General features: G+C 42.7%; 12 protein-coding genes, 1 tRNA gene and 3 pseudogenes. 9 read left to right on the top strand and 7 right to left on the bottom strand.

Annotation, left to right across the window (positions count from 1 at the left end; genetic code table 11):
- Positions 1-5 precede the first annotated feature (5 nt).
- Positions 6-78 (bottom strand) — tRNA-Ile (locus tag ACYRY3_RS12590).
- A gap of 190 nt (positions 79-268) precedes the next feature.
- On the opposite strand from ACYRY3_RS12590, the gene ACYRY3_RS12585 reads away from it, so the two are divergent.
- Both ACYRY3_RS12585 and ACYRY3_RS12580 read left to right on the top strand, forming a co-directional pair.
- Entirely contained in the window at positions 269-970 is a 702-nt protein-coding gene (locus ACYRY3_RS12585) for a hypothetical protein (RefSeq protein WP_460202004.1), read from the top strand.
- 118 nt (positions 971-1,088) lie between these two features.
- A complete protein-coding gene (locus ACYRY3_RS12580) occupies positions 1,089-2,432 on the top strand; it encodes a hemolysin family protein (RefSeq protein ID WP_460202003.1) in 1,344 nt (447 codons plus the stop codon).
- A gap of 34 nt (positions 2,433-2,466) precedes the next feature.
- On the opposite strand, the gene queC is transcribed toward ACYRY3_RS12580, so the two are convergent.
- Positions 2,467-3,153, bottom strand: coding sequence for a 7-cyano-7-deazaguanine synthase QueC (gene queC, locus ACYRY3_RS12575; RefSeq protein WP_460202002.1), 687 nt, complete (start codon positions 3,151-3,153; stop codon positions 2,467-2,469).
- Between the two features lie 342 nt (positions 3,154-3,495).
- Here queC and ACYRY3_RS12570 point away from each other — a divergent pair, with 342 nt between their 5' ends.
- From ACYRY3_RS12570 to ACYRY3_RS12555, 4 genes are all read left to right on the top strand, one after another.
- A complete protein-coding gene (locus tag ACYRY3_RS12570; protein ID WP_460202045.1) occupies positions 3,496-4,587 on the top strand; it encodes a Gfo/Idh/MocA family oxidoreductase in 1,092 nt (363 codons plus the stop codon).
- Positions 4,588-4,772: 185 nt separating this feature from the next.
- Positions 4,773-5,387: a DedA family protein gene (locus ACYRY3_RS12565; protein WP_460202001.1), complete on the top strand. Its 615-nt coding sequence runs from the start codon at positions 4,773-4,775 to the stop codon at positions 5,385-5,387.
- Positions 5,388-5,649: 262 nt separating this feature from the next.
- The gene (locus ACYRY3_RS12560) at positions 5,650-6,798 is read left to right on the top strand and encodes a ParM/StbA family protein (protein ID WP_460202000.1); all 1,149 of its coding nucleotides are present in this window, start codon (positions 5,650-5,652) and stop codon (positions 6,796-6,798) included.
- A 5-nt stretch (positions 6,799-6,803) separates the two neighbouring features.
- A complete protein-coding gene (locus ACYRY3_RS12555) occupies positions 6,804-7,373 on the top strand; it encodes a plasmid segregation centromere-binding protein ParR (RefSeq protein WP_460201998.1) in 570 nt (189 codons plus the stop codon).
- 252 nt (positions 7,374-7,625) lie between these two features.
- Here the strand turns inward: ACYRY3_RS12555 and ACYRY3_RS12550 are convergent.
- Positions 7,626-8,906 (bottom strand): annotated as a pseudogene (locus ACYRY3_RS12550) (DUF5117 domain-containing protein); the annotation flags it as partial.
- A 476-nt stretch (positions 8,907-9,382) separates the two neighbouring features.
- Here ACYRY3_RS12550 and ACYRY3_RS12545 point away from each other — a divergent pair.
- Positions 9,383-9,811 (top strand): annotated as a pseudogene (locus tag ACYRY3_RS12545) (RNA-guided endonuclease InsQ/TnpB family protein); the annotation flags it as partial.
- Here ACYRY3_RS12545 and ACYRY3_RS12540 read toward each other — a convergent pair.
- Both ACYRY3_RS12540 and ACYRY3_RS12535 read right to left on the bottom strand, forming a co-directional pair.
- Positions 9,771-10,583, bottom strand: coding sequence for a DUF928 domain-containing protein (locus ACYRY3_RS12540; RefSeq protein ID WP_460201997.1), 813 nt, complete (start codon positions 10,581-10,583; stop codon positions 9,771-9,773). The pseudogene ACYRY3_RS12545 and the gene ACYRY3_RS12540 sit on opposite strands and share 41 nt — an antisense overlap.
- Positions 10,570-13,095, bottom strand: a complete 2,526-nt coding sequence (locus ACYRY3_RS12535; protein ID WP_460201995.1) for a CHASE2 domain-containing protein — start codon at positions 13,093-13,095, stop codon at positions 10,570-10,572. The genes ACYRY3_RS12540 and ACYRY3_RS12535 overlap by 14 nt, the downstream gene beginning before the upstream one ends.
- A 639-nt stretch (positions 13,096-13,734) precedes the next feature.
- Here ACYRY3_RS12535 and ACYRY3_RS12530 point away from each other — a divergent pair.
- On the top strand, positions 13,735-13,917 hold the full coding sequence (locus ACYRY3_RS12530; protein WP_460201994.1) for a hypothetical protein: 183 nt from the start codon (positions 13,735-13,737) through the stop codon (positions 13,915-13,917).
- An 89-nt stretch (positions 13,918-14,006) separates the two neighbouring features.
- On the opposite strand, the gene ACYRY3_RS12525 is transcribed toward ACYRY3_RS12530, so the two are convergent.
- Positions 14,007-15,314 carry a dicarboxylate/amino acid:cation symporter gene (locus ACYRY3_RS12525; protein WP_460201993.1) on the bottom strand — a complete coding sequence of 436 codons (1,308 nt, stop codon included), beginning with the start codon at positions 15,312-15,314 and terminating at the stop codon, positions 14,007-14,009.
- Between the two features lie 263 nt (positions 15,315-15,577).
- Here ACYRY3_RS12525 and ACYRY3_RS12520 point away from each other — a divergent pair.
- Positions 15,578-16,639, top strand: a pseudogene (locus ACYRY3_RS12520) (PHP domain-containing protein); the annotation flags it as partial.
- Here ACYRY3_RS12520 and ACYRY3_RS12515 read toward each other — a convergent pair.
- Positions 16,633-19,086, bottom strand: a complete 2,454-nt coding sequence (locus ACYRY3_RS12515) for a CHAT domain-containing protein (RefSeq protein WP_460201992.1) — start codon at positions 19,084-19,086, stop codon at positions 16,633-16,635. The pseudogene ACYRY3_RS12520 and the gene ACYRY3_RS12515 overlap by 7 nt on opposite strands.
- Between the last annotated feature and the right edge of the window lie 11 nt (positions 19,087-19,097).

Genomic DNA, 19,097 nt, shown 5'->3' with positions numbered 1-19,097 from the left:
GTTAATCCAGGGTGCAGGAGTTGAACCTGCCTGGGGCGAATTATGAGTTCGCTGCCTCAACCGCTCGGCCAACCCTGGTTTTACCTTACTAACTGTAGCATACACTTACAGATAGTGACAACAAGTAATCAACTTATTAGATTTTAATACTACATAATTTGACAGTACGATAGTGCAGACTAATATTGATTAAGCCCTTTCGGGCAATGAAGTTTTAGTTTCAATATTTTTGAATATACCACCATTCTTGAGTTATATCTTGTTTACAATGAAATTGAATTCTACTGTACTTTTAACTTTGATTTTGTTAATCCTCATGTTGGGGGCTGGTTCTGTCAGTGCGTTTTGGGGCTTCACTTTGGGGAGTGCAGCGCTAAAAGGTGTCACTGCACCAGATGCGCGTCCTACAACCAAGTTCGCTAGCAGTAAGTCAGCTACCGCACAACAAGCAGGGTTAGCACTACTGAAGGAGGATGAAATCCTCAAAGTTGTCAAGGCTCGAATTGATGGCAAAAAGGCTACCAAATCCACAAAGCAAGACAAGGACAATGAGGAAACGAAAAATACCAAGCAACAGCAAGAACAAAAACCTGCCTCAGTAGTTGAAGAAGAAAAGCCTCAAGAAGGTTTTCCAGTGAGTTCTGAAAGCGAAGGTGTTAGTATGTCGGTACAATCTGCTCGCTATTCTGGGGGGGCTTTACTTTTGCGGGTGAAGATGCAGAACAAGGGCAAGGATTCTGTGCGCTTTCTGTATAGTTTCTTGGATGTTTCCGATGACAAAGGAAGAACCCTCAGTGCCAGCACAGAAGGTTTGCCATCAGAAATACCTGCCAATGGACCTACATATTCTGGTACAATCAGCATTCCTTCAGCTGTACTTGACGATGTAAAACAAATCTCACTTTCTCTCACAGACTATCCGGAACAAAAACTCCGATTACAGGTATCAAATATTCCTGTAAATAGATAAGTGTTGGTAGATAGTAGATAGTAGTTAGTGGTGCTATCAACTACTAACCACTAACCACTAACTACTAACCAGTAACAAAAATTCTCATTGGGGGCGTCAGTTTTACACGAGCTTGGGCGTGAGTGGTTTTCTGAATTTAAGTTGGACAGATGTAGGGCTGCGGTTGTTGTCAGTACTGCTGCTGATTGCCATCAATGCCTTCTTTGTGACAGCAGAATTTTCAATGGTAACATTGCGGCGATCGCGTATTCGTCAGCTCGTAGAAGCTGGTGATATACAAGCCATCTCCGTTGAAGTGCTGCAGCTCAGCATTGACCGATTGCTATCTACAACGCAATTAGGTATTACCCTGTCAAGTTTGGCACTAGGCTGGATTGGAGAAAGTACGATTGTTGTTTTGATCAAATCATGGCTGCTTTCTTTACCCTTACCCAAGGGTATGAGTGGTTTTGTTGCCCATTCTTTATCAATTCCAATTGCCTTTGTTCTCATAGCCTACTTGCAAATAGTTTTGGGAGAGCTTTGTCCGAAATCAATAGCTATGCTGTATTCAGAACAGCTTGCTAAATTTTTGGGACCATCCATTGGAGCAATTGTAAGATTTTTTAACCCCTATATCTGGATTCTCAATCAATCTACTCGTTGGTTGTTACGATTGTTCGGTATCCAGTACATAAGTCAAATTTGGCGACCTCCCGTTACATCTGAAGAATTGCAGCTGATCATTTCCACTGAACGAGAATCCACAGGTTTGCAGGAGGAAGAGCGCGAATGGCTGAAAAACGTCTTTGAATTTGGGGAAGTCACAGTGCAAGAAGTCATGATTCCCCGGACTGGTATTGTAGCCTTGCCAAAAAACGCCACCTTCCTAACTTTTCTTCAGAGAATGGTAGCCACTGGTCACTCTTGCTACCCTGTTACTGGAGAATCTTTGGACGATATTCGCGGTATTGTCTACTTCAAAGATTTTGCAAAACCTTTAACTTTAGGGAAACTATCTTTAGAAACACAAATCCAGACCTGGTTGCGACCTGCCCGATTTGTGCCAGAACACACGCCATTAAACGAGCTGTTACCAATGATGCAACAGGAAAAGCCCTCTATGGTAATAGTTGTGAATGAATTTGGCGGTACTGTAGGACTTATCACTCTTCATGATGTCATCACCCAAATTATTGGCGAACTGGACGAACCAGAAAATAGCAATGGCTTGCTCATTAAAATTTTGGATGAACAAACATTTCTAGTACAAGCGCAAATTAATTTAGAAGACCTCAACGAAGTCTTGCATTTCAATTTGCCATTGAACAGGGAATACCAAACTCTCGGTGGTTTTTTGCTATACCAGTTACAAAAAATTCCTATTCTTGGTGAAACCTTCCATTATCAAAGTTTGGAATTCACCGTAGTCGCAGTTACTGGACCTCGGTTGCATCAGGTTCAGATACGACGCTTGGAGTAATGATATCATGTCCGGTTCAATACTGGGTCTTCCCCTACTTCTTACTTCCTTCATAAGGCAAAGGATCTACCAATTCCAATTCCTTAAAAGCAGCAAGACGCAGACGGCAAGAATCACAGACACCGCAAGCAAAATCGCCACCAGCGTAGCAAGACCAAGTAAGATTCCAGGGTACTCCTAGCTGATTGCCCAGTTGAATAATTTCTGTTTTTTTCAAATGAATGAGGGGTGCAACAATGGTAATGGGAGATCCCTCACGCCCTTGTTGCGTTCCCAAACGAAACACTTCCTGCATTGCCTGAATATAATCAGGACGACAATCGGGATATCCAGAGTAGTCCAAAGCATTGACGCCAATGTAGACCCTTTCAGCACCAATGGTTTCGCCATAGGCGAGGGCAAAGCTAAGAAAGATAGTATTGCGGGCGGGAACATAGGTTATTGGTATACTCTGAGACATTTCCTCCAAAGAACGCTCCTGAGGTAGATCGATGGTGTCATCTGTCAATGCTGAACCACCCCACTGCCTTAAATCAAAATTTACCACTTGATGTTGCACTACACCAGCAGACTTAGCGATCGCAGATGCTGATTTTAACTCTCGTTGGTGTCGCTGCTGGTAATTAAAGGAAATAGCATAGCAATCGTACCCATCAGCTAGAGCTTGGTACACAACAGTAGAAGAGTCTAATCCACCTGATAATAGAATGACAGCTTTCATAATACATATCTTGGAACAAGGGAGTGGACAGTAATGAGTCTTGAGATTTTTATTTCATTTAAGTCATTTTTAAATGCAACCTAAGCAACTTCTCTTACGTCATAGTTGTTCTTTAAAGTTAAGAAAAACTCATTTGATTTTTTGTAAAGTGCAAAAAAAGCATCAATTTAAACTAAGTGCACAAAACCGACTCAAAGGACGGGAACTCACATTAAACTTTGAAATTCTTCATAAACCGAACCTCTATGTTACCATCTGGATGGTTTCAGACGACTCGTCATTGGCAAATTCGCATTACAGCCAACGAACGTAGCGTCTTTATATTTGGTGGTTGAGGAGATTATAAGAGTGCAAAATAGAAGCATGTCACTAGGAGAACACAATGGTCAAGCACAGCGCAACTACCCACGACCAATCCGCATAGGTGTGATCGGAGTGGGTAACATGGGACAGCACCATGCCCGTGTACTGAGTTTAATGAAAGATGTCGAACTAGTTGGCGTAGCCGATATCAACGTCGAACGAGGCTTAGAAACCGCTAGCAATTACAAGGTGCGATTTTTTGAGGATTATTGCGACCTTTTACCTCATGTGGATGCAGTGTGTATTGCCGTTCCTACACGACTGCACTATGCCGTAGGTATTAACTGTCTGCTAGCAGGAATCCACGTTTTGATAGAAAAGCCAATTGCGGCGAGTATATCTGAAGCAGAATCTCTAGTGAATGCAGCTGCGGAGACTGGATGCATTCTTCAAGTCGGTCATATTGAACGATTCAGCCCAGCATTTTTAGAATTGAGTAAGGTGCTGAAAACTGAAGAAGTGTTGGCACTCGAAGCTCACCGCATGAGCCCTTACTCAAGTCGGGCAAACGATGTTTCTGTTGTCTTAGACTTGATGATCCACGACATAGACCTACTTTTGGAATTAGCTGCTTCCCCAGTAGTAAAGTTAACAGCTAGTGGAAATCGGACTCTAGACTCTGGTTATCTGGATTATGTGACCGCCACCTTGGGTTTTGCCAATGGCATCGTTGCTACCTTAACAGCAAGTAAAGTAACACACTGCAAAATTCGGCGCATTGCTGCCCATTGCAAAAACTCATTTACCGAGGCAGATTTTCTCAGAAATGAAATTTTGATTCACAGACACACCCCCGCCAGCACAATTAATGACTATCGGCAAGTGTTGTACAGACAGGATGGTGTAATTGAAAGAGTTTATACCAGCAATACTGATAAATTAGGCGCGGAGTTAGAACATTTTGTCAACTGTGTGCGCGGTGGGAACCAACCTTCCGTTGGAGGCGAACAAGCGCTCAAAGCGTTGCGACTAGCCAGCTTAATTGAACAAATGGCTCTAGAAGATCGTGTTTGGAACCCGTTGGATTGGCAATCTGAATCGAGGGTGCAATCATTGACGCCCATCGTATAAGAAAACAAGGGGACACGGGGACATCGGGGAGGAGTTAACAACTTTTCCCCCTAGCTCTTTGTCCTCATTGCCTATGTGTAGATATTTTTGATACCTTGATTAATATCAGGGATTCATGCAATTTTGAGACCGCGATCGCTCAATGACTAACAAAATTTCACTAAGCAACTTTAGGAACTAACTGAATGACGGATTGGATAAAAGAGATTATCGAATCCCTAGGCTATTGGGGAATTGCTTTGATGATGTTCCTCGAAAATTTGTTTCCTCCCATTCCCTCAGAACTGATTATGCCCTTGGCAGGATACACATCAAATTTGCCAGGGGCTAAGCTTAACGTCATAGGTGTATTTTTTTCGGGGCTCGTAGGTTCTGTATTGGGCGCACTAGTCTGGTACTACCCTGGAAAATTTCTTGGGGAGAGACGTTTATCTGCCTTAGCTGATAAATACGGCAAATGGTTGACTATATCTAGCAAAGATATTGTAAAGGCTAAACAGTGGTTCGATCGGCAAGGCACAAAGGCAGTTTTAATTGGTCGTCTTGTACCAGGAGTACGGACACTGATTTCCGTTCCCGCAGGCATCAGTCGCATGCCTTTGCTGCCATTCATGATTTACTCTACATTGGGTAGCGCTGTCTGGGTTGGTTTGCTAACATACTCAGGATATATATTGGGAAGCCAGTATGAACTTGTGGACAAGTACCTCGCTCCTGTATCTAAAATCGTTTTTGGGCTTCTTGTCTTGGCATTTATTGCCTGGGTTGGGAAGCGCAGACGAAAACACAGGAGAAAATAAAAGACTCTTGTCTGCACAAAATGTAGAAAAATAAGTGTTGTTTACCTTCAGGTAAACATAACTAGCCCAAAAACTTAGCTTACTGCTTTATCACCGTTGTATGGTAAGCAGTGAAACTGATGTTTTAGAACCATTGCTTCACTATTCAGTCATGTTTGGTAAAGTTCCAAGCGGAGTTGATGCAGCAAGGGTTTTCTGATGCAAGCATTTTGTAAGATGGGCATGATAACTTATTAGAGCTAATTAACTACTAGGAGCTTTCATGACAGACCAACCATCCGCCGCTACCCCTATGAATGCAGCTGCTATCCCCATGAATAGGGTTTCAGCGTCTACACCGATCAATGCAACTCCAACTCAACCAACCCCTAGCAACTCGGGAAAAAAAATTCTTAGTGTAGATTTAGGAAGAACTTCCACAAAAACTTGTGTGAGCCGCGAACCAGGTAATGTAACGTTTATTTCTGCCAACGTTAAAGAAATGACAATGGAACAAGTGCGTGGAGGTGTTTTTGAAGCCCGTGCAACAGACCCATTGATGGATCTTTGGCTGGAGTATCAAGGCAGCGGCTATGCTGTCGGTCAGTTGGCAGCAGATTTCGGGGCTAACCTTGGTGTAGGTCAATCAAAGGTAGAAGACGCCCTCATCAAAGTTCTAGCGGCTGCTGGCTACTTCAAACTCAAAGACGAAATCTCAGTTGTCCTGGGTCTGCCTTATCTTTCGCAAGAGCAATTTGAACGGGAAAAAGCTCAACTCATCAGCCAGCTTTCCGGTCCTCACATCATGAATTTTCGCGGAGAACCTGTAAACCTAAACATCACTAAGGTTTGGGTTATGCCAGAAGGTTATGGTAGTTTGCTATGGTGTGAAGCTCAACCCAAGAAGGGCGCAACAATGCCCGATTTTACGAAGGTATCTGTGGCAATCGTTGATATTGGGCATCAAACAACAGATTGCTTAATGGTTGATAACTTCCGTTTTGCCCGAGGTGCTTCTAAGAGCGAAGATTTCGGCATGAGTAAGTTTTATGAGCTTGTAGCCGCTGAAATTCAGGGCGCAGACAGCCAATCTTTGTCTCTAATCGCCGCCGTCAACCGTCCAAAAGGCGATCGCTTCTACCGTCCGCGAGGTTCGAGCAAACCCACCAACCTAGATGATTTTCTTCCCAACCTCATAGAAATGTTTTCTCGTGAGATTTGTAGCCGCGTTTTAGCATGGCTGCCAGAACGCGTTACTGATGTTATCCTAACTGGAGGCGGTGGAGAATTTTTCTGGGAAGATGTTCAACGCCTGCTGAAAGAGGCTAAGATCAATGCACATCTAGCTGCACCATCTCGGCAGGCAAATGCTTTGGGGCAGTTTATTTATGGAGAGGCACAACTATCTTCTGCTCGCTCTGCTAGGGCCTAATACTAATGTTCCAATGGTCAAAAAAGGTAGTTAAATCGGTTACGTTCAATCCAGGGGTGGCGGACGAGAGCTTGTTAGCTCTTGTAGAAAGTCAATTGGAAAAAGATCCAGAAAAGACTTTCAGCGACCTCTGTAAAGAGGCTCTTTGGCAATCTTTGTGCGTACCGGAATCTGTAAGACCTACCCCCAAACCAGCAGCAACACCAGCAGCAACACCAACACCAACACCAACACCAACACCAACAGCAATAGAAACCGCAACACCATCGGGGGTCGAAGAACAGATAGCTGAACTGCAAAATCAAATATCTGACCTTGAGGGACGTTTTTTTGCCAAGGAATCCAAGCGATTAGAGACAATGGAACACCATATTATGCAATTGAGCCAGCAAGTGGCACAGTTGGCAATTATGGTGAATCAAGTCTCCACTATGCAGCCGTCAACCCAAGCTGCACCAGTTATGGAATTCATAAATAATACTCCTCCCCCCGCTAATAACGCTGCGTCGGCTCCTCCTCCACAAGAGGTAGACCCCGTTATCAGCCGCCTTAGCCAATTTTTGGACGATTTCTAGAGGAAATCAGGTGTGCAAATATGAGTGCTGCTGTAAAACCTCCTTAATAGGTTTGTCTATTAAGGAGGCTTAATATTTATTCATTGTAGTTCATATTGTTATTTTTTCATTATCAGAACAATCTTGGCGATAGCTTCGCTACAGCATAGCGGCAGATTGCTTAGCATCCAATGTAGGTTGGGTTGAGGAACGAAACCCAACAAATCATTAATTGTGTAACGTTGAACAACGAAACCCAACAAACCATTAATTGTCAAAAGCTTTATTCCACATGAGGACGCCTTCTTTGACAGCATCTCGGTATTCTAAGGGAATTGCGTTATCAATCCAAAAAACAATCGGTTTTTTAGGTGGAGAAATGGCTGCGTTGGGATTTTGTTTTTCTAAATTCCAGCGATTTATATAGCGGACAAATGGGTCGTTGCGATCGTCATTAGATAAGTCTTGGTAGGCGCTAATAAAATAACCTACGCGATCGTCTGCTAAACGCGGGCGATAACCGTTGTCTGAAAGTTGGGAAAAACTGTAATGGACGCGCAAGCTAAATCCACGGCTGTCAGGCAGCGAGGCATAACGGAACATGGCATTGTCGCTACCATTAGTGCTGGAGAAATTTAAAACTGTCTCAACTACCATGTTAAGCGGGAAGGCTTTCACATTACCAAAATACGATTTGTCCGTCCCTGGCGTAATCCCCAAACTAAAAGATAATCCTGCTAAATCCGTCAGCAGCAAGTCACCCAAGTCTATAAGAATGGTTTTTCGTTGTGGATGAATGCTTTTGATTGGTAGTGAGTAGAGAACTGAATCACTGAATGACCGGGCGAGCGAGCGCCGCTGTGGATCGCCTTCCCCAGCACGAAAATTGACATTGCGAACTGTAAAGTTTACTTTGTTATTTATCCGCTCGAAGTAAAACAAGAAATCTTGCAAAGGTATACCGCTGTAAATTCCAGCCTCACCAATACCCGATTCTAATGTTGCTGTAGCTAGGAAATTTTTACTTAATTGAGAAGGCTTAATTTCTAAATATACTTTGTTCTCTTTTTTATTTTTGTATAAAGTAAATAATCCGTCTAGCTTTTCAGTATCTTTAATAACTTTGTCAAATGCTTCAAATTCATCTTTTGGCGAAGGTTTTGCGCTAGAACCTGCTTTTTCAGAAGACTCTTCAGACTTATCTAAATTCTTTTGAACTTGCAAAAATGGTTGCTGCCCAATTTTTTTAGTATCTTTAACCACCCAAATATAAGATTCGCGTTGTGTTTGCTTGTTCCGGTCAATTACCCATACTTTGGCAGAAGATACAGCATTGGAAGACGCGGAAGATGATGGAGAGACCTGGAGATGGGGAGATGGGGAGAGTTTCTTTCCATTCTCCCTGTCTACCTTGTCTCCGGTGTCTACCCTGTCCCCCGTGGCTACCTTGTCGCCCTTGTCACTTACCCTAAAAGCCAATGATTTAGCCATTACAGGTGATATTCCAAAAAGCAAACAATTTAACAAAACAATATAAAAGGTAAATCTTTTCATTCCAGCTATCCCCAGTATTGCTCCCTATTTACTGTTTAATACCTGCTCAACAAAGCTAATTTCGCTTTACCAGTAGAGGTGACCTGAAAAGATCCTTGGCTGCTCAACACCAGGCATCTCAGTTCCTGATGTCAGTTATTTATACGATTTTTCAACCTTGTGGCAGTATCTTACGGTAGTAGTTTGCCCAATAATTGCTTCTGTCTCACATAATACGTATTATTTTTAGATTTATCCAAATCAGGATTTTGAACAGCGATCGGTGATATGGCAGTCATAAATAATACATGAAAATAACCAAAGGCTGGAATGCTTGTAAAATAGGGGTTTTTATCTCAGTATTTTCTCACGAATAATTCCGGATTGCTATACCATGTCCGGATCGTCAGTTTAGATGAAAATTTGACAACCAATGGGACACAGAAATGCAATTCGTCTAACATCTGTGCAGGGAACTATCAGATTTGAAGATGTGGAGTTTTGACCTTAACTACTATGACATCAAACAAATTAAACGAGTTAGATTGGTACGCCGTGCTGATGGTTACTATGCTCAATTTGCAATTGATGTTGATTTGGGCTCAACTTTCCGGCAGTGGTTGGAATATTTTGGTCATAAATATGGTTCGGTTACGGTTGCCGTGCCTCCTCATAATACCAGTCAAAATTGTTCCAATTGTGGTGCGAAAGTGAAAAAATCTTTGTCAACTAGAACCCATGTTTGTCATCATTGCGCTTATGTAGAAGACAGAGATATCAATGCCAGCATCAATATCCTGAAATTGGGATTAAGTACCGTGGGGCACACGGGAACTTACGCCTCTTGAGATTTGCCCTCTTGGGCGGTTGGGGCAACCCTGCCGTCTAACGGCGAGTCTGTGAACCAGGAATCTCCCACCCTTTAGGGCGGAGAGTGTCAAATGCTTGTAATATGGGACTTTCTGCCAGTTCTGCCAAGCCCACGGTTTTGAGTAATTTAGTCCATTCTTCAGCCAACACCTGCTCGTTTGGATTGGCACGGCGACGTTCAGCTAAATTTGTTAGGGCATCGTACCAAATATTATTAGCAGTATATACAGTAAATTCTTTTGGTTTGGCTTTGTTCAATTGCCTCTCAAGGTTGGGAGTGAGTGCCACTCGTTGCAGCCATGCGTCAACAAAAAAATAATCGGGTTGCTCTTGGATCTTGCCACAGTAAACTCGGAAGAACCAATGGTATTTCGAGTTGAGCTTGAGAGCATATTTTGGATTTGATGGTAGGCTGATAGCTAAAGTTCCGGGCTTTGCAGGCAAAGTCAAAGGTGTGCGGTAAATATCATGCCCCTCTTCATCCTGCAACACAAATTCACCAAACTGCAGGTTTGCAGGTAATTCAGGAAGATAAACCCAAAAAGTTGGATATTCAGCGACTGTGAATCCTAAAAGAGATTTGTTACTGTGTTCCTCTCCCGGTACCAAAGCAGTGATAGACGTTTTTAGGTTCGGACAGTTTTCTCCACGACTTGTTCCTCCCCGACGGCGACCTGTGGGCTCTCCATTTGGGGGGAATCTCTGGGCAAGGATGATGGATTGCGTCTGGGTTGCTTGTACTTGTAGAGTATAACTTGCGCTACTAACAAGTAGCAAAATCATACAAGTCAGTTGAATTGGCTTGTGAAATAACTTATTTGTTCTCATGATAAGAGTTCCAACGCTTCTTGCTGTTGCTTAAATTAGGCTGTGGTAAAACTTTCAGGACAACGGCACAAAACATCAACGCGAACGCCGGAGGGATCAGTGGAACCCACCCTGCCTGAGTAAATATACCAAAACAGATACTAAAAAGAGTAAAAAACGCCATGACAATAGCCAAGCATAGATAGATTGGCTGCCGAATTTGCCAAGCGATCGCACCTCCTACCAAAGACCATCCCCAAACCCAAAGCGTTTCTACCCACTCAGACCACCACCAAAATAGAGTTCTACCATCTAAAACAGAACTGAGAATGTGGCTGATCATATGTGCCTGTACAAACATACCTGGAATTTCCCTTTCGTTGTTTAATCTTTTAGAGGCGTATGGGGTTTCCCAAAAATCAGAAGAACTTGGAGCCGTTACACCAATGAGAACAACACGATTTTTCAATGATTCCAATAATTCAGGCTTTATTTCGTCGTTTAAAACCTCCCGCAGAGAAACTTTCTGGGCAATATTTTGAAGAGAAGACAGAGAACGGTAATTTAGAAGTATCTGATAACCCCTGGCATCAACATTTTGATAACCACTCGTATGGGATTTTAATTGCTGAAACACAGTGTTACCAATTTGCAAGTTTCCTTCTGTGTTGATTTGCGCCACTATTCCCTTTGCCTCCAAGTAATGGCGTGCGATCGCATAACTAAAAGCATACTCTGCCGTACAAGGAGATTTCAGAGGGGGATTTAAATGTATAAGTTGACGGCGGGAAACACCATCTGCATCTGCCACAAAATCACTAAAACTCAAACGTTTTGCTGGAACTTCTGGAGGAGGAGGAGTGCCATCCGGTGCGCCATCACTTGGTGAAGAAACTTTGCACACTGCAAACAAGCGGTTGTCTTGTTGCAAACGAGAGGATAGATAGGGATAATTCGGGTTACTGCTAAAATCACGGTAAATATCTATACCAATAGTCTTCGGCTGATATTTCTCTAATTTCTGCAACAATTGAGCCATTGCTTGGTCTGAGATTGACCATCGCATCTCCATGTTTTTCTGGAGTTGATACTGAATATCGGCTTCATCAATAGTGATGAGCAAAAGACGGGGATCGGGCTTTTCATTTGCAGGTCGCAATTGCATCAAATGGTCGTAAGCCTGCAATTCTGATGGTTGTAGTATCCCCGTATGGCGTATTCCCATAAGCAAGGCTGTGACAAATACGCTTGTCACTAGCAAGGTCAAAAAGGGGTGATAGCTTGTGCGGTTGACAAGATTTTTGGTAAGGGCTTTTTTTTTCGATTTACGAATAGTAGAGTTGCTCGTGACCCATCGCAGTTGTCCTTCATTGGACTGACTATTGTTGCCAACATTTGCCGCATTTGTTGTTTGAGTTGGCTGAACTTGCCAAATCATCGGTGATTCGGCAGGGTTTTGGCAAATGACTGGTAACCAAGTAGCACAGGGATAATCGTTTTCGAGTGCTTGAAGTCTTTCTCTTGCAAAACGTACCGCCGTATATGAACTGTGCCCGCGTGAAAATTCTCTCAAGAAATTTTTTAAAAATTCTTGAGCAACGACATCTGGGACAGGTTCTCGCATGACAATAACTTGGGGAATGTGCAATTCCTGCAATTGCTGAGCCAATCCCAAACCGTCGCAAGAGTTAAAGATTGCCAAGCGCAATCCATGAGTAATGGCTTGTTTGAGAGCAAACTTTAATTGGTCTAGAGTGATGGTTTCTGTTTGGTTCAGTTGCAGATAGCCCTTTTCTTGAGTGGAACTATGACCTGCAAAAAAGAGAATATCCCAAACCTTTTCCCAAAGCTGATGGTGGAATTCTTTGAATTTTGGCTCTACTAAAAATTGAATTTCTGCTTCAGTTGATAATTCCTCTAAGAGTGCTCTATCCTGACTGATATCGATGCCCTGACTGTTACCAAATATTGCTAAGATTCTCAGCTTATCTTCCCGAGACTTTTTGGAATTAAAAGGTGTTTTTTGGTACTCGGAAGCACTTAAGGCAACTTCTGCCAGAGGATAATCCTCAAAAAAATCCCAAAGATGCCAGGGTAGCCGCCGCAATAAGTTATCGTTGGTTTCAATAATGAAGCGAATTTCTTCTGTTTGTTTTAGGTGCGTGCGTAATTGCTGTTCAATTTTGCGAAACTCTGTAGAATTGAGCCATTCATTCAGCCGCCCCGACAATTTCTTTTGTAAATCTTGGATATCTACTTCAGAAACATTAGTGATGTAACCCCCTTCAATTTCGAGAATATCGTCATCTTCTACCAGTTCTTGAAAACCACGACGAAAACTCAAACGTTGATATAAAGCCGAATGAATTGTTTGCCAATTGCGGTAAAGCTCGGGGAGATCCGCTGCAATTGGTAAGCTAGCCGTAAATTTCATCCGGTATGTATTGTCTGCTTCACCAATGTATGCTATCACAGATGGAAACCCTTCATATAAGTTTCCTTGACCCAAGCATAAAACCACCAACTGACCCATAGGTTTTGACAAATACAAAAAATTAGTCAAATTGCAACTGTCTAAGAGTTGATTTCTAAAATTCATCTTAAATCACCAAGATACGTTAAAAAATTAACGTAAAGAAAAAATTAATTTTTTTCTGGAAGAGTTGAATAATCTGTAACAAAAACCAGTGGAAATAGAGGATTAAGTGGGTTGACAAATGAACTTATTAATGGTGGGGTTAAGATTGAGCGTAACGTTTTGCGATCGCTTAAGTTAAGCTAGAAATTCTGCTAGATGGAGACTATAGCACTTACTAGTTACACGCGATACACAATTGTAGAGAAGTTGTACGTAACAACATCTATGGTGCTGGGTGCTATCTGATAAGAACAATAATATTTCCCAAAGCTTTTCATTCACAGACTGACACGCCCCCCCCAACTTCTGCCTTCCTTAAACGCAAGAGAATTTCAAGGCTACAGCTTTTGGCAATAGTTGATTTAACGGATTTTTTAAACTGTCTGTAGAAGTAATCTCGAAATTTTCCGCGTTTGCCCGCAGGACAAACGTATGTATATTGTGTAAGGTTTAACTAGGCATCAGTAATAGACAATATTTTATACTGACGTCGGATATTGAGCCTATCTTTTTGTTGTATTATCCTCCTTATATATGATGACTCCAGAAAATAACAGTCCTAAATTTCCTCTGTGGCAGTATCTCAATCAACCCCTGATGGACCCCAAAGTTAAATTAGTGCTCAATCCCCGCCGCTTTGCACGCCATTACAGAGTAGAGCTTTTGGAACGGTGTTGGTACAAAGAGTGCGACGCAAGGGGACAGCAACACAGTTAAACTGCTGCAAGTAAATGAAAGGAAGATTGAAAGAACAAGTCAAAAGTTAAAAGTTAGAATGACTTTTGACTTTTGACGGGTTTTGATTGTCAGTTATTCTCCTGTGCCCTGTCCCCTACTGACTGGGGCTTTTTGCCATCAACTAACGCACTGACGGTCATATCTCCCATAACATTAATTACAGTGCGACAGCGATCGAGGAACCAGTCAACCGTCACTAACAAAGCAATATACTCTGTAGGTAAGCCAACAGAACTAAACACCAGTGTCATTGTCACCAGTCCCGCCTCTGGAATGCCTGCGGCACCTACTGACGCAAAAATCGATGTCAAAACGACAACGAGTTGCTGTGCCAAGTTCAAATTCTGCCCAATCACCTGAGAGATAAACAATGCAGACATTGCTTCATAAAGGGCAGTGCCATCATTATTGAAATTTGACCCAACCAACGCCCCTAAAGAAGCGGAGGATTCTCGTAAGCCAATTTTTTGCTGCAAAATATCAAATGTAATGGGCATGGTTGCTACAGAGGAATCTGTCGAGAAAGCAGTTAAAAAAGCATCGGTACCCCCTCGCAGAAAATTAACTGGATTCACCCAAGAACCGAATTTGACTCGCATGAGGTAATAGCAAGCTTGCAACCCCAAGCCCACTAAAACTGTTATCACAAATGCAGCTAGAGATTTAAACGGTTCAAAACCTTTTTCCGCCACAGTTTTCGCCACAATTCCAAAAACCGCTAGTGGTACCAGAGAAATAACCCAATGCAGGACACGGATAATTGCTTCAAATAAAACACTGATTGTATCCTCTATTGGCTGATACCCTCTCTTATGTGCAGTGACTTGTTCTGATTTGATTGCCCGCAGAACGATCCCGAAGGTTAGGGCAACAACAATCAGCTGGATAACGTTGTTATCAACTAAAGGGCTGAGGATAGCCTGTGGGACAGCATCTTTAAGCAGTCCCCAGGGATCGAAATTTCGCTTGGCTATTTCTGTAGTTCCAGGACTAGCCAAACTCCCCCAACTTCCGGGACGCATGAGATTTGCTACGACAAGCCCAATGAAAATGGCGACTGTGGTGTTAACAAACAGCAAAACTGCCAGACGGCGTCCCGCCCTACCTGGAATATGGGTTGTCATAAACGTGTGCAAAACCGCCATCAAAATTAAAGGCGTTGCGAGGGCGCGGAGAGCCTTAAGCACCATTTCTGCAGGAATTGCCAACGTCTCAATAAAAGCTTTGTTAGTCGGGCTGGGATTTCCAGCGCCTAGTGCAATTCCCAACGCTACTGCTAAAATCAGGGCGATGATAATTTGCACCGTGAGGGGAATACGCTGCCACCAAGGGCGGGCTTTGGTTTTAGGCCGAACGGTGCTGTCTGCTTTGTTCATATTGTCGGTGAGGAATTTAATGATTTAGGTAAGTCGGTAACACAAAATGTAACTGGTAAGAACCCTCCCTATTCATTAGTCATTTGTCATTAGTCAGGGTTTCAAATGCATTTACATTTTGTAACGTATTTTTGTTTATTCACACCGACTTACTTAACATCACTTCGCCAATATAAGATTTCCTATAGGTTCGTCGCGATTTATGGCAAACTGCGGTACGCTGGAATACGCCTGATGTTTTTAACTGTTAGTTGGAAACGCGTATGTCCTTTGTCCCTTTGCATATTCACAGTGATTACAGCTTGTTAGATGGGGCAAGTCAATTGCCCGATTTGATTGACCGCGCTATTGCACTTGGAATCAAAGCGATCGCTCTAACCGATCATGGTGTTATGTATGGGGCGATCGAACTCATTAAAATCTGCCGCAACAAAAATGTCAAACCCATTATTGGCAATGAGATGTATATCATCAACGGCGATATTACAAAACAGGAACGCCGTCCGCGATATCATCAAATTGTCTTAGCTAAAAACACAAAAGGATATAAAAATTTAGTTAAATTAACATCTATTTCTAATCTCCAAGGAGTCCAAGGCAAAGGAATTTTTTCCCGTCCTTGTATTAATAAAGAGTTATTAAAACAATACCATGAAGGTCTGATTGTGACCAGTGCTTGTTTGGGTGGGGAAATCCCCCAAGCAATTCTTAGCGGTAAATTGGAAGCTGCTCGTAGGGTAGCTCAATGGTATAAAGACGTATTTGGAGATGACTATTATTTAGAAATTCAAGACCACGGATTTCCAGAAGACCGTATTGTTAACACGGAAATTGTCAAAATTGCACGGGAGTTAAATATCAAAATCGTAGCCACAAATGACTCTCATTTTATTTCTTGTTACGATGTAGAAGCTCACGATGCTTTGTTGTGCATTCAAACTAATAAATTGATTGTTGAAGACAATCGAATGCGCTACACGGGTACAGAATATCTAAAATCTGCTGAAGAGATGAAAAAGCTCTTTCGCGATCATTTGCCAGGTGATGTGATTGAAGAAGCAATTGCCAACACCCTTGAAGTTGCAGACAAAGTAGAAAATTACAATATTTTAGGTGAACCTCGCATTCCCAATTATCCCATCCCTTCAGGTCATACTGCTGATACTTATGTCGAAGAAGTCGCTTGGCAAGGGCTTTTGCAAAAGTTAAATCGTAAATCCAGGAATGAAATTGATTCTGTTTATAAAGAAAGACTGGAATACGAACTCAAAATGATTCAAAAGATGGGTTTCTCTACATACTTTTTAGTTGTGTGGGACTACATGATCGTACTGCGTGCTCCCGCCTGAAAAGCAACACCAGCTATTCCTAAGGCTGCTCGTTCGTCCCCAGCTGCTGTTTGACACGCACTCAAAATAAGCAATTCAATAGCCTCGGGTCTGTTTTGCTCAATAGTTCGCACTAAATTATTAAACTCTTTAACGTAGATGCGGCCATCCCAAGCAACAATAAATGTATCCTCAGCCTTAGAGCTAAACTGACCGTGAGTTGCAAGATGAACCACAGGGAAAGGTAAAGACTTAATCCGGTTTTGTAAAGCTTTGCTGGTAAATTCTTGGTTTACAAGAATGCTGCTGGGTATTTGAGAGCGGATCTGCTCTAATTCACGCTCTACGTTGGGGAGTGCTGAAAACCCAGAACGTGGTTCGCTCAATCCTGCGGCTATTGCTTTTAATTCTTTCTGCAATGGTTTGGGTTCAATCAGTTGCAGACCGGGGGTGAGTGCAATGTTATACTTCTCGACTAGATACTGTTTGCCGTCGTAGAGAACTGGCATTGGTATGTTTCGCAAAGAACCATCCAGCACAAATACTAAATTAGGGGTTTTGCTCTCAGCTAATGCAGCTTCAGCAGGTCGAATTAGCCAGTCGTATACTTTTTGAGATAAGGACTGAATCTGCCGTAGTGTGTGTGGTTTGGGTAAATTTTGCCGTAGTTGGAATAAAGTAGCTTCCACTTCCTTTTCACCTACAGGGCTGGAGTAATGCAACCAACGCTGCTGTGGCAACTGGAGGATGACTTCTAGTCGGTCTGGCAAAATAAATGGATAGAGAATTGCTGCTGTTTGGTCTTCTTTTTTCCTCTGGAGTCTAGCATTCAAACAAGTGTTGCGAAAAAAGTTGTCCAGTTCTGCTATTTGCAGCAATTCTATTATTTCGCTTGCTTTTTCAAGATTTCCCGAGCTAAGTTGGGAGTTTTTTGGAGAATGCAAAAGTAAATCGACTAACTGTCGATAAACTGGTTCGACTTCCTCACGAAAGGAAAATTTAACTGCAGGATTGACAGCCACTAAATCGCTGCGGAGGGCTTGCAGGTTATTCACTGCTCCTGTGTATGCTGCGATCGCTCCTTTTATATCTCCCTTAGCTTTGAGCAACCGTCCTAGTTGCCATTGCCAAAGATAAGCAATGTCTTTAGCGTCAACCGCTTGCGCTATAAGTAAAGCTTGCTGGGTTAAGTTTTGGGCATCAGATAACTGTTGGGTTTGTTCGTACAGTTCACCCAAGACACCGAGAGCATAGGATTCTGTACGTTGGTCTTGCAAGCTTGTTGCCTGCTGTATCACGGTTGACAGTAGTTGGGCAGAGGTACGTAGAACCGGAGAAGAGGAGGATGGGGAAGTCATTTCACCACCTGCCCCCTGCTCGGAATTCCCTAACCCTTCCCCAGCCGCCAATTTCATCAGACTCTGGGCAAAGTTAATTCGAGTATAGATTGCTGTGCGACTAGGGGGTAAGTCAGCAAGTTGAGTTTGGATTTGAGATGACAACTTGTCGAAAGCTTTCCATTGTTTGGTATCCAACAACAGTCTCAATTGATTGACTTGAGCTTGAATGCGTGTTATTGGTGAGGTAGCAGCGTTAGTAGCCTGTTGATAAAACTCTATAGCTGCTTGGGTATTTTGTTGAGCGCTAGCTGTGTTGCCTAAACTTAGCAGAACATCACCTACCGCTTGCGGAGCTGGCAAGGCTTTTGCTATTTCTAAACTTTGTTGCAATATTTGCTGGGATTGTTCTAAATCACCCGTAGTAGCCAGGACGTTGCCAAGGCTACGCAATCCCACCACCTTAAGTGTCGAGTTTGGTTGATTTTGTAAAAGTTGGGCGATCTCAGTTAATGTCTTTTGGGCTTGGCGATAAAGTCCTAGGGCTTGCATCGCTTGCGTTTGGTTAATGCGGTTATTGATAGCTGAATTGTTATCGCTTATCTGAGCATAAATAACAGATGCCTGTCGCCAAGTATTGAGGGCATCCTCAGGTTTGGCAAGGGCTAATTGCAAGCGACCTTGAATATCTAGAACTTGAGCAAGAATTTGGGAGCGCTCTTTTATGTTTATATTTGGAGAGGTTTTTAAAAGATTAAGGCTTTGTGCGATGGCTTGTTCTGCCTCTTGCCACTGTCCTAGTTGCTGATAAGCTAATGATAGGTTGCCCAAGGTCATGGCTTGTCGCAGTTCATCCCCATTTGTATTAAATGCAGCGATCGCCTGTTGCCACATCCCGATTGCATCAGCAAAGCGATCGATTTCATAAAATTCCCTCCCCCGTTCATCTAAACTTTGAGCATTTGGCACACTTTGAACAATGGAATTTCCCGCTTTTATATGAGCAAAAGTAGGAGGCAATAATCCCACGCCTAAGAACATAACTAAAAGCAACAGTAAACTACAAAAGCGTTTTATTCTGCGTAATCTAGATTTTGTTCTTGTCATGTGCTTGCCCT

This window comes from Scytonema sp. NUACC21 (genome assembly GCF_054684315.1).
The sequence above is the reverse complement of the archived record's forward strand: the minus strand, read 5'-3'. Positions and strand labels throughout refer to the sequence as shown.